At 61.2% G+C, this 11,166-nt stretch carries 11 protein-coding genes and 1 pseudogene; all 12 read left to right on the top strand.

The annotated features are described in order from the left end of the window. A pseudogene (locus tag J0I64_RS20030) lies at nucleotides 1-355 on the top strand (hypothetical protein); the annotation flags it as partial. Nucleotides 356-603: 248 nt separating this feature from the next. Further along, entirely contained in the window at nucleotides 604-1,194 is a 591-nt protein-coding gene (locus J0I64_RS20025) for a hypothetical protein (RefSeq protein WP_291411581.1), read from the top strand. Between the two features lie 464 nt (nucleotides 1,195-1,658). After that, nucleotides 1,659-2,024: an NADH-quinone oxidoreductase subunit A gene (locus J0I64_RS20020; RefSeq protein ID WP_291411580.1), complete on the top strand. Its 366-nt coding sequence runs from the start codon at nucleotides 1,659-1,661 to the stop codon at nucleotides 2,022-2,024. Next, complete coding sequence (locus tag J0I64_RS20015) at nucleotides 2,015-2,596, top strand: NADH-quinone oxidoreductase subunit B family protein (protein ID WP_291411578.1); 582 nt, start codon at nucleotides 2,015-2,017, stop codon at nucleotides 2,594-2,596. The genes J0I64_RS20020 and J0I64_RS20015 overlap by 10 nt, the downstream gene beginning before the upstream one ends. Before the next feature lie 9 nt (nucleotides 2,597-2,605). Next, complete coding sequence (locus J0I64_RS20010) at nucleotides 2,606-3,244, top strand: NADH-quinone oxidoreductase subunit C (RefSeq protein ID WP_291411576.1); 639 nt, start codon at nucleotides 2,606-2,608, stop codon at nucleotides 3,242-3,244. Next, entirely contained in the window at nucleotides 3,244-4,434 is a 1,191-nt protein-coding gene (locus tag J0I64_RS20005; RefSeq protein ID WP_291411574.1) for an NADH-quinone oxidoreductase subunit D, read from the top strand. The genes J0I64_RS20010 and J0I64_RS20005 overlap by 1 nt, the downstream gene beginning before the upstream one ends. Further along, nucleotides 4,434-5,696: an NADH-quinone oxidoreductase subunit NuoE gene (gene nuoE, locus J0I64_RS20000; RefSeq protein WP_291411572.1), complete on the top strand. Its 1,263-nt coding sequence runs from the start codon at nucleotides 4,434-4,436 to the stop codon at nucleotides 5,694-5,696. Before J0I64_RS20005 ends, nuoE begins: the two co-directional genes overlap by 1 nt. Beyond that, a complete protein-coding gene (nuoF, locus tag J0I64_RS19995) occupies nucleotides 5,696-7,003 on the top strand; it encodes an NADH-quinone oxidoreductase subunit NuoF (protein WP_291411570.1) in 1,308 nt (435 codons plus the stop codon). Before nuoE ends, nuoF begins: the two co-directional genes overlap by 1 nt. Nucleotides 7,004-7,007: 4 nt before the next feature. After that, nucleotides 7,008-9,110, top strand: a complete 2,103-nt coding sequence (nuoG, locus tag J0I64_RS19990; protein WP_291411568.1) for an NADH-quinone oxidoreductase subunit NuoG — start codon at nucleotides 7,008-7,010, stop codon at nucleotides 9,108-9,110. Between the two features lie 9 nt (nucleotides 9,111-9,119). After that, a complete protein-coding gene (nuoH, locus tag J0I64_RS19985; protein ID WP_291411566.1) occupies nucleotides 9,120-10,217 on the top strand; it encodes an NADH-quinone oxidoreductase subunit NuoH in 1,098 nt (365 codons plus the stop codon). Next, nucleotides 10,217-10,705: an NADH-quinone oxidoreductase subunit NuoI gene (gene nuoI / locus J0I64_RS19980; RefSeq protein ID WP_291411564.1), complete on the top strand. Its 489-nt coding sequence runs from the start codon at nucleotides 10,217-10,219 to the stop codon at nucleotides 10,703-10,705. The genes nuoH and nuoI overlap by 1 nt, the downstream gene beginning before the upstream one ends. An 11-nt stretch (nucleotides 10,706-10,716) precedes the next feature. Next, on the top strand, nucleotides 10,717-11,166 hold a 450-nt coding region (locus J0I64_RS19975; RefSeq protein WP_291411562.1), incomplete at its 3' end, for an NADH-quinone oxidoreductase subunit J.

Here is an 11,166-nt window from a genome sequence, read left to right as displayed (position 1 = left end):
CGTTGGCGTGAACTTCCTGCCCGTCGATCCGCTGCTGCTCGGCGTTGAAGTCACCGCTGACTACCTCTGGAGCAACAACGTGACCTCGTCTGGCGAATTTTTCGCCAACCTGCGCGCTGGTGCTGTCGTCACCGACTCCGTCCTGATCTACGCGATCGGTGGTGTTGGCGTTTCGACCTCGAACAACACCTCGACCGGCCTCTACCAGCTCGGCGCTGGCGTTGAAGTTGCCGTCACCGACGCGATCACCGTCCGCGGTGAAGTCGTCGGCCAGGGTGACTTCTCGAACACCGGCGCTGCCGATCCGTTCTTTGAAGCCGCCAAGGCAACCGTCGGCGTCTACTACCACTTCTAAGAATGCTGAGTTCGCGGCGTCCACGCCGCGGGCACAATTCTTGCAAACCCACAGCGGCGAACCGGATTTCCGGTTCGCCGTTTGTATTTGTTGCCAGGGTATTAACGGTCGGGCGTTTTGGTGTGGTGGTTTGGCTACACTTGGCGAAAAGGCGGCGCAAATCTGGCGATGTGAACAGCAAACCCATTGCAGGGACTCTGCGCCTCTGTCAGGCTGTTTCCTACCAACGAAATTCTCGAGGGCTAAAAATGTCTGTTCGTTCTCTGCTTATTGGCGTGTCGATCGCCGCTCTTGGTACCGCCGCCGCTTCGGCAGCGGACCTGATCATCCCGACCACCCCGCAGCCGATCTACCAGGCCGCTGGTTTTGGCTGGGAAGGCCTCTATGCTGGTATCCGCGCTGGCGGCCAGTTCGTCGGCAACACTGCTGGTCAGCAGTACGCCGGCCAGGTCAACAACACCACCTATGGTCTCATCGGTGGCGCCGTTGGCGTGAACTTCCTGCCCGTCGATCCGCTGCTGCTCGGCGTTGAAGTCACCGCTGACTACCTCTGGAGCAACAACGTGACCTCGTCTGGCGAATTCTTCGCCAACCTGCGCGCTGGTGCTGTCGTCACCGACTCCGTCCTGATCTACGCGATCGGTGGTGTTGGCGTTTCGACCTCGAACAATACCTCGACCGGCCTCTACCAGCTCGGCGCTGGTGTTGAAGTTGCCGTCACCGACGCGATCACCGTCCGCGGTGAAGTCGTCGGCCAGGGTGACTTCTCGACGGCCGGCGCTGCCGATCCGTTCTTCGAAGCCGCCAAGGCAACCATCGGCGTCTACTACCACTTCTAAGATTGGCTGAGCGGGCCTCCCGCTCTTCCTCTGATCTTCGAGAGCGGCGAGTCGAAATTTCGGCTCGCCGCTTTTTCTTTTGCAGATTCGGCTCATCCCAGATCGACCAATTCCCGCGACGCCTGTGCAACTGAAAGCTCGTCGGTCCGGTTGACCTCGCAGTTGATCGGGGCAGGGGCCTGGTTGTGGTTTTTGCAGTTCACTCCGATGCTTCGACACTTCCAAAAAACGCCACTTTCACGCCAATATTTACGGTGCGCTCACGTCTGTCGCGGCATAAGCTTGCTTAGCCATGTGACTTAGATATATGATTTTCCATGTCATATTTTCTTTCCCTTGAAACCATTGGGGGGAAGGTCTAAGCCCTAGCCATCAACCTGACGCGGTGGTCGGCTCGCCCCAATTGCTTGCTCGCCTCGCGGATCGCCGGCCTTCTCCCTCCGGCTCGAACCTTGGGCTGCCGCATGACTGACTTGCTCAGCAATTACCTGCCAATCCTTCTGTTTATCGGCCTTGCCGCCATTATCGGCGGGGCTCTTCTCGTGGCTCCGTGGCTGGTTGCATACCGCCGTCCCGACCCTGAGAAGCTCTCGGCCTTCGAAGCCGGTTTTGATGCCTTCGACGACGCGCGCATGAAGGTCGACGTCCGATTCTATCTGGTGTCGATTCTCTTCATCATCTTCGATCTTGAAGTCGCGTTCCTGTTCCCTTGGGCTGTGGCTTTCCACGACATCGGTTGGTTCGGCTTCTGGTCGGTCATGGCCTTCCTTGGTGTGCTGACGGTCGGCTTTATTTATGAATGGCGCAAAGGAGCTCTGGAATGGGATTGAGCCCCTCCAATGCGACGCTGGTGACTCCCCGTCCGACCGGCGCGCTCGACCCGGCAACCGGCAAGCCCGTAGGCGCCGACGACCCGTTTTTTGTTGGTGTGAACAACGAGCTGGCCGATAAGGGCTTCCTCGTGACCACTGTTTCGCAGCTCATCACCTGGGCCCGTACCGGCTCGCTGATGTGGATGCAGACCGGCCTGGCCTGCTGCGCTGTTGAAATGATGCAGATGTCGATGCCGCGCTACGACATCGAGCGTTTCGGCACCGCGCCGCGCGCTTCGCCGCGCCAGTCCGACGTTCTTATCGTCGCCGGCACACTGACCAACAAGATGGCGCCCGCTCTGCGCAAGGTCTACGACCAGATGCCCGAGCCGCGCTACGTCATCTCCATGGGCTCCTGTGCCAATGGCGGCGGCTACTATCACTATTCCTACTCGGTGGTGCGCGGCTGCGATCGCATCCTGCCCGTGGACGTCTATGTTCCCGGCTGCCCCCCGACCGCCGAGGCGCTTCTTTACGGCATCCTGTTGCTGCAGAAGAAAATCCGCCGCGACGGCACGATCGAGCGATAGGGCCGGGCCATGACCGATACTGTTGAAACCGTCGAGCCCGTTATCCAGGTTCACCCGCTGGTTGCACTGGGCGAACACATCGCGGCTTCGCTCGGCGAGGCCGTTACCGGCTTCGAGTTTGCCTATGGCGATCTGACGATCAATGCGCAGCGCGAGTCGATCCTCGAGGTCGTCGCGTTCCTGCGCGACGACGCGAAGTGCCGCTTCATTTCCTTCGTGGACGTCTGTGGTGCCGACTATCCGGAGCGCGAATTCCGCTTCGACGTGATCTATCACCTGCTCAGCCCGCATCTGAATCACCGCGTCCGCGTCAAGATTCAGACCAACGAGGCGACCGCGGTTCCGTCGATCACCAGCATCTTTGCCGGTGCCGACTGGTTCGAGCGCGAGACCTACGACCTTTATGGCGTGCTGTTCTCCGGCCACCCCGACCTGCGCCGCATCCTCACGGACTATGGCTTCGATGGCCATCCGCTGCGCAAGGACTTCCCGCTCACCGGCTTTGTGGAAGTGCGCTACGACGAAGAGCGCCGCCGCGTGGTCTATGAGCCGGTTGCCCTGGCCCAGGAATTCCGCTCGTTCGATTATTTGTCACCCTGGGAAGGTACGGACTACGTGCTGCCCGGTGACGAGAAGGCGAAGAACTGATGTCAGAAGTCGACGTCCGCAATTTCACGATCAACTTCGGCCCGGTTCACCCCTCGGCCCACGGCGTGCTGCGCATGATTCTCGAGCTCGATGGCGAGCTCGTTGAGCGTGTCGATCCGCATGTCGGCCTGCTTCACCGCGGCACTGAAAAGCTGATCGAATACAAGACCTACCTCCAGGCGGTTCCCTATTTCGACCGCCTCGACTACGTGGCCCCGATGAACCAGGAGCATGCCTTTGCCCTGGCCGTCGAGCGCATGCTCGATATCGAAGTGCCGCGTCGTGGTCAGCTTATCCGCGTGCTCTATGCCGAAATCGGGCGTCTCCTCGCTCACCTTATGAACGTGACCACCCAGGCCATGGACATCGGTGCGCTGACCCCGCCGCTCTGGGGCTTCGAGCAGCGCGAAAAGCTCATGATCTTCTATGAGCGCGCTTCCGGCGCACGTATGCACGCGGCCTATTTCCGCCCCGGTGGCGTCCATCAGGACCTGCCGCAGGCGCTGATCGACGATATCGGCACCTTCTGCGAAGAATTCCCCAAGGCGCTCGACGACATCGACACGCTCCTCACGGAAAACCGCATCTTCAAGCAGCGTAACGTCGATATTGGCGTCGTCCCGCTCGAAGAAGCGTGGGCCCGTGGCTTCTCGGGCGTCATGGTCCGCGCTTCCGGCGCTGCCTGGGACCTGCGCAAGGCCCAGCCTTATGACGCCTATGCCGAGATGGATTTCGATATTCCGACCGGCTCCAATGGCGACTGCTACGATCGCTACCTGATCCGCATGGAAGAAATGCGGCAGGCCAACAAGATCATGAAGCAGTGCATCGAAAAACTGAACGCGCCGGAAGGCAAGGGCCCGGTGGCCTCTGTCGACGGCAAGGTCGTTCCGCCCAAGCGCGGTGAGATGAAGCAGTCGATGGAAGCACTCATCCATCACTTCAAGCTTTACACCGAAGGCTACAAGGTGCCCGCTGGCGACATTTATGCCGCCGTCGAAGCGCCCAAGGGTGAATTCGGCGTCTATCTGGTGTCCGATGGCACCAACAAGCCCTATCGCTGCCATATCCGCGCTCCGGGCTTCGCCCATCTGAGCGCCATGGATTACCTCTGCCGCGGTCACATGCTGGCAGACGTCACGGCGATCCTCGGGTCGATTGATATTGTGTTCGGAGAGGTTGATCGCTGATGAGCGTGCGACGCCTTGCAGACGAGTCGGTCCAGCCGGCAAGTTTCGCCTTTAGTGCTGAAAATCAGGCCTGGGCCGAAAAGCGCATAGCGCTTTACCCCACCGGCCGTCAGCAATCCGCCGTTATCCCGCTGCTGATGCGTGCGCAGGATCAGGACGGCTGGGTTTCCCGTGCGACCATTGAAAAGGTCGCCGAGATGCTCGGCATGCCCTATATCCGCGTGCTCGAAGTTGCGACCTTCTACACTCAGTTCCAGCTGCAGCCCGTCGGCACCCGTGCCCACGTTCAGGTCTGCGGCACCACCCCGTGCATGCTGCGCGGGGCAGGGGAGCTGATCGAGGTTTGCAAGAGCCGGATCCACCACGATCCGCACCATCTCAATGAAGATGGCACGCTCTCGTGGGAAGAAGTCGAATGCGCCGGCGCCTGCGTCAACGCACCGATGGTCACCATCTACCACGACACCTATGAAGACCTGACCGCTGGTCGCCTCGAAGAAATCATCGATGCGTTCCAGGCCGGCAAGGGCGACACCATCAAGCCGGGCACTCAGATCGAGCGCCTGAACGCCGCTGCCGAAGGTGGTCAGACGACCCTCCTCGAAAAGCCGACGGCAAAGCGCGTAAAGTTCGTTCCGCCCCCGCCCGCGGAAGGCGCAACTCCGGCCGCTGCAGCACCTGCCGCTCCCGCGCCGACTACGGCCGCCAAGCCCAAGGACGTTTCGGAAGAATCCGCTCCGGCTCTCAAGGGGACGCCCAAGGCTGCCAAGGTTTCCGAAGCGAAGGCTGAAGGCGAGCGCAAGGCCGCGAACGCTTCTGCCAAGGCAGACGGCAAGCCTGCCAACGAAATGCGTGAAGACGCCGTTGGCGCCGAATCCAAGGCGGCCAAGGTTGATGGCGGTAAGGCTCCCGGCAAGTCCAAGAAGGCTGCCGCCGCGCCTGCCGAAGGCCTTAGCCCGACTGCCGAGGCCGGTGGCCCCGCCGCAAGCGGCAAGCCGCTCTTCGAAAAGCAGGAAGGCCCTGCCGACGATCTCAAGCTGATCTCGGGCGTCGGTCCGGTTCTTGAAGGCAAACTCAACGCCATCGGCATCACCAAGTGGAGCCAGGTTGCGACGATGACGCCGGACCAGATTGCGGCTCTCGAGTCGAGCCTCAACTTCAAAGGTCGCGTTGCGCGTGACAACTGGCTGCAACAGGCAGACGTCCTCGCCCGTGGCGGGGTTGAGGAATATCGCAAGGTGTTCGGGAAGGACCCGCGCTAATGCTCGCTGATAAAGACCGCATTTTTACCAACCTCTACGGCCAGCACGATTGGCGTCTCGAAGGCGCGCGCGCGCGTGGCTCCTGGGTTGGTACGAAGGAATTTCTGGATCAGGGCCGCGATTGGATCACCAACGAGGTCAAGGGGTCGGGTCTGCGTGGCCGTGGCGGCGCAGGCTTCCCCACCGGCCTCAAGTGGAGCTTCATGCCCAAGGTCAGTGATGGCCGGCCGCATTATCTGCTTGTGAACGCTGACGAATCCGAGCCCGGCACGTGCAAGGACCGCGAAATCCTGCGTCACGATCCGCATCACCTCATCGAGGGCTGCCTGATCGCGTCCCGCGCGATGGATGCGCACCTCGCCTTCATCTACGTCCGTGGTGAATTCATCCGCGAACGTCAGCGCCTTGAGGAAGCCGTTCAGGAAGCCTACGACGCCAAGCTGATCGGCAAGGACAATATCCACGGCTGGGATCTGGACATCATCGTCCATCACGGTGCCGGCGCTTACATCTGCGGCGAAGAAACCGCGCTGATGGAATCGCTTGAAGGCAAGAAGGGCCAGCCCCGCCTCAAGCCGCCGTTCCCGGCCGGCATGGGTGTCTATGGCAACCCGACCACCGTCAACAACGTCGAGTCGATCGCCGTCGTTCCGGAAATTCTGCGTCGCGGTGCCGGCTGGTTCTCGTCCATCGGCCGTCCGAACAATGTCGGCACCAAGCTGTTCATGGTCTCGGGCCACGTCAACCGTCCGGCGACCTTCGAGGAAGCCCTTGGCGAAAGCTTCAAGGACATCATCGAAAAGCATTGCGGCGGCATCCGCGGCGGCTGGGACAATCTCCTCGCCGTCATTCCGGGTGGCGCATCGTGCCCCGTCGTGCGCGGCGAAGATATGATGGACGCCGTCATGGACTTTGACGGTCTGCGCGAAAAGAAGTCGTCCTTCGGCACCGGCGGCATGATCATCATGGACAAGTCGACCGACATTATCCGTGCCATCTGGCGTATCGCTGCTTTCTTCAAGCACGAGAGCTGCGGCCAGTGCACGCCGTGCCGCGAAGGCACCGGCTGGATGATGCGCGTCATGGAGCGCATGGTCGAAGGCCGCGCCCAGAAGCGCGAAATCGACATGCTGTTCTCGGTGACCAAGCAGATTGAAGGTCACACCATTTGCGCCCTTGGCGACGCGGCCGCGTGGCCGATCCAGGGCCTGATCCGCAACTTCCGTGACGTCATCGAAGCGCGTATCGACCAGTACACTTATTCTTCCACCAGCGACGGCGCAGTTCCGTCGATCGCTGCGGAGTAGGGCAATGGCTTCTATCAAGGTCGACGGCACGCTCGTCGAAGTCCCTGACTACTACACCCTCATGCAGGCAGCCGAAGCAGCCGGCGCGGAAATTCCGCGCTTCTGCTACCACGACCGTCTTTCGGTCGCCGGCAACTGCCGCATGTGTCTCGTCGAAGTGAAGGGCGGTCCTCCGAAGCCCCAGGCTTCGTGCGCCATGGCCGTCAAGGACCTGCGTCCCGGCCCGAATGGCGAGCCGCCCGAAATGTTCACCAACACGCCCATGGTCAAAAAGGCCCGTGAAGGCGTGATGGAATTCCTGCTGGTCAATCACCCGCTGGACTGCCCGATCTGCGATCAGGGCGGCGAGTGCGACCTTCAGGACCAGGCCATGGCCTACGGTGTAGATAAGTCGCGCTTCAACGAAAACAAGCGCGCTGTCGAAGACAAGTACATCGGGCCGCTGGTGAAGACCTCGATGAACCGCTGCATTCACTGCACGCGTTGCGTCCGCTTCACCACCGAAGTTGCCGGCATTGCCGAAATGGGTCTGCTTGGTCGCGGCGAAGACGCCGAGATCACCACCTATCTCGAAAAGGCGCTGTCGAGCGAACTCCAGGGCAATGTCATCGACCTCTGCCCGGTTGGCGCTCTCACCTCCAAGCCCTACGCCTTCAACGCCCGTCCGTGGGAACTGAACAAGACCGAATCCATCGACGTGATGGATGCCGTCGGTTCGGCCATCCGCGTCGACAGCCGTGGCCGCGAAGTCATGCGCATCATGCCGCGCGTCAACGAAGCCATCAACGAAGAGTGGATCTCGGACAAGACCCGCTTCGTCTGGGATGGCCTCAAGAACCAGCGCCTCGATCGTCCCTATGTTCGCAAGAACGGCAAGCTCCAGCCCACAACTTGGGAAGAAGCCCTGTCCGCCGTCGCCGCGCGCATCAAGAAGGCTGGCAACAAGGTCGGCGCCATCGCTGGCGATCTTGCGGCCGTTGAAGAAATGTACGCCCTCAAGGGCCTGCTCGCTTCGATCGGTTCGGGCATGACCGACGTGCGCCCCGCCATGTCCGGTATCGACCCCTCGATGCCGCGCTCGGCCTATATCTTCAATCCGACCATTGCCGGCATTGAAGAAGCGGACGCCGTTCTCATCATAGGTGCCAATCCGCGCAAGGAAGCGTCGCTGATCAACGCACGCATCCGCAAGACCTGGCGCGCCAAGAATATTCCGGTGGCAGTGATCGGCGAACGCGCCGACCTCACCTACACCTACGACTATCTTGGCGAAGGCTTTGAAACCCTCGTCGACGTGGCTGCCGGCAAGGGCTCCTTTGGCGAAATCCTCGCCAAGGCTCAGCGTCCGCTGATCATCGTTGGCGAAGCCGCCGTCTCGCATGCTGATCTCGGCAAGCAGGTCGGTCGTGACGTTATCGCGCTCGCTGCCAAGCTCGCTACCGGCGCCAATGTCGCCGAAGGCTGGAACGGTTTCGCGCTCCTCCACAATGCGGCCAGCCGCGTTGGTGGCCTCGACATCGGCTTCGTGCCGCATGACGGCGGCGTCTGCTCTGCTGACCAGATCGCTCTGGCTGGCAAGGGCGAACTCGACGTCCTGTTCCTGCTCGGCGCCGACGAATACGACATGTCCGCCATGGGCAAGGCATTCGTCGTCTATGTCGGCTCGCATGGCGACAATGGCGCACACCGCGCCGACGTCATCCTGCCGGCCGCGACCTATACCGAGAAGTCGGGCACCTATGTGAATACCGAGGGTCGCGTTCAGCAGACCGCTCGTTCCGTGTTCCCGCCCGGCGACGCCAAGGAAGATTGGGCCATTTTCCGTGCCCTGTCCGGCGCCATCGGCAAGCCGCTGCCGTATAACTCGCTGGCCCAGCTGCGTTCGGCCCTCTATGCCGAATTCCCGCATCTGGCCAATGTCGATGAAATCGCTGCAGGCAAGGTTGCCGATCTCGGCAAGCTCGCCAAGGCCGCCATCAAGACCAAGTCGGCGCCGTTCGGTTCGGCCGTCGCCGATTTCTATCTCAGCAACCCGATTGCACGCGCCTCGGCCGTCATGGGTGAATGCGCCGCGTTGGCTGCCGGTCTCCGGCAGGCAGCGGAGTAGGGGACCATAATGGACGCTTTTCTCTCGGCCCTCGACTATCTGCTCGGCATCCCCTTCCTCGGTTGGGGCGTGCAGATCGGCTTTATCTACAAGGCGCTGCTGCTCCTCGTCGTGCTGCTCGTCTTCACCGCATTCATCCTTCTGGCTGACCGCAAGGTCTGGGCCGCCGTGCAGATGCGCCGCGGTCCCAACGTTGTCGGTCCCTTCGGCCTGCTGCAGTCGTTCGCCGACTTGTTGAAGTTCGTCTTCAAGGAGCCGATCATTCCGGCCGGCGCCGACAAGGCCTTGTTCCTGCTCGCGCCCCTGCTTACGGCCACGCTGGCTCTCGCCGGCTGGGCCGTCGTGCCGATCGACAATGGCTGGGCCATGGCCAATATCAACATTGGCATCCTGTACCTGCTCGGTATTTCCTCGCTCGGCGTCTATGGCGTGATCATCGGCGGCTGGGCTTCGAACTCGAAGTACCCGTTCCTCGGCTCGCTCCGTTCGGCCGCGCAGATGGTGTCCTACGAAGTTTCGATCGGCCTCGTGATCATCACCGTGCTGCTCTGCGTCGGTTCGTTGAACCTCAACGAGATCGTCATCGCGCAGAAGGAAATGGGCTTGGCCCACATGCTCGGCGTGCCGTGGCTCTCGTTCCTGAACTGGTTCTGGATCCCGCTCTTCCCGATGTTCGTGATTTTCTACGTTTCGGCCCTGGCTGAAACCAACCGCCCGCCGTTCGATTTGGCGGAAGGTGAATCCGAACTCGTCGCCGGCTTCATGACCGAATATTCGGCTACGCCTTACATGCTCTTCATGCTTGGCGAGTACATCTCGATCCTCCTGATGTGCGCCATGACCACCATCCTCTTCATGGGTGGCTGGGCTTCGCCGATCGACCTGCCGCCCTTCACCTGGATCCCGGGTTCGGTCTGGTTCTTCATCAAGCTCTCGCTTGTGTTCTTCATGTTCGCGATGGCCAAGTCCATCGTGCCCCGCTACCGCTATGACCAGCTCATGCGTATCGGCTGGAAGGTCTTCCTTCCGCTCTCGCTCGTGATGGTCGTGATCGTTGCCTTCGTCCTCAAGCTCACGGGCTGGGGTTGGCACGGAGGAATCGTCTGATGCGCGCCGCTCAAGTCGTCAACACGCTGCTCCTGAAGGAGTTCGTATCGGCCTTCTTCCTGGCCATGCGTTACTTCTTCTCGCCGAAGCCGACCATCAACTATCCCTTCGAAAAGGGCGCCGTTTCGCCCCGCTTTCGTGGTGAGCATGCCCTTCGCCGTTATCCCAATGGCGAAGAGCGTTGCATCGCCTGCAAGCTGTGCGAGGCCATCTGCCCGGCCCAGGCCATCACCATCGAAGCCGGCCCGCGCCAGAACGACGGCACCCGTCGCACGGTGCGCTACGACATCGACATGGTGAAGTGCATCTATTGCGGCTTCTGCCAGGAAGCCTGCCCGGTCGACGCCATCGTCGAAGGCCCGAACTTCGAATTCGCAACTGAAACGCGCGAAGAGCTCTACTTCTCGAAGGAGAAGCTCCTTGCAAACGGCGATCGTTGGGAGCGTGAAATCGCCTCCAACCTTGCGGCCGACGCGCCTTACCGCTGAGAGGGAAGAGGATGACCCTTCCACTGTTCTTTTTCTACCTCTTCGCGGCGGTTGCTGTCGTCTCGGCCTTCATGGTCATTTCGGCGCGCAACCCCGTGCATGCGGTGCTTTTCCTGATCCTGACCTTCGTCAATGCCGCGGGTCTGTTCATGCTGGCCGGCGCCGAGTTCCTCGCGCTGATCCTGATCGTCGTCTATGTGGGCGCGGTCGCCGTGCTCTTCCTCTTCGTTGTCATGATGCTCGACGTCGATTTCGCCGAGATGCGCCAGGGCATGCTGCAATATGCGCCCATCGGCATTCTTGTCGGCGTCGTGCTGCTGCTCGAACTGCTGCTGGTTGCCGGCAGCTTCTTCATCTCGCCTGAAGTTGCGGGTGGTTCCGGTCTGCCGATCGATGCGGCAATGGACAACACGCGCCAACTGGGCATGGTTCTGTACACGCGCTACGTCTTCCTGTTCCAG

Source organism: Devosia sp. (genome assembly GCF_017307565.1).
Taxonomy (GTDB): domain Bacteria; phylum Pseudomonadota; class Alphaproteobacteria; order Rhizobiales; family Devosiaceae; genus Devosia.
Note: the sequence above shows the minus strand (reverse complement) of the source record. Positions and strands in the feature narration are given on the sequence as shown.

Coding starts and splice junctions, on each gene's coding strand:
- J0I64_RS20025 (WP_291411581.1), top strand. CDS start 604: ATGTCTGTTCGTTCTCTGCTTATTGGCGTGTCGATCGCCGCTCTTGGT.
- J0I64_RS20020 (WP_291411580.1), top strand. CDS start 1,659: ATGACTGACTTGCTCAGCAATTACCTGCCAATCCTTCTGTTTATCGGC.
- J0I64_RS20015 (WP_291411578.1), top strand. CDS start 2,015: ATGGGATTGAGCCCCTCCAATGCGACGCTGGTGACTCCCCGTCCGACC.
- J0I64_RS20010 (WP_291411576.1), top strand. CDS start 2,606: ATGACCGATACTGTTGAAACCGTCGAGCCCGTTATCCAGGTTCACCCG.
- J0I64_RS20005 (WP_291411574.1), top strand. CDS start 3,244: ATGTCAGAAGTCGACGTCCGCAATTTCACGATCAACTTCGGCCCGGTT.
- nuoE (WP_291411572.1), top strand. CDS start 4,434: ATGAGCGTGCGACGCCTTGCAGACGAGTCGGTCCAGCCGGCAAGTTTC.
- nuoF (WP_291411570.1), top strand. CDS start 5,696: ATGCTCGCTGATAAAGACCGCATTTTTACCAACCTCTACGGCCAGCAC.
- nuoG (WP_291411568.1), top strand. CDS start 7,008: ATGGCTTCTATCAAGGTCGACGGCACGCTCGTCGAAGTCCCTGACTAC.
- nuoH (WP_291411566.1), top strand. CDS start 9,120: ATGGACGCTTTTCTCTCGGCCCTCGACTATCTGCTCGGCATCCCCTTC.
- nuoI (WP_291411564.1), top strand. CDS start 10,217: ATGCGCGCCGCTCAAGTCGTCAACACGCTGCTCCTGAAGGAGTTCGTA.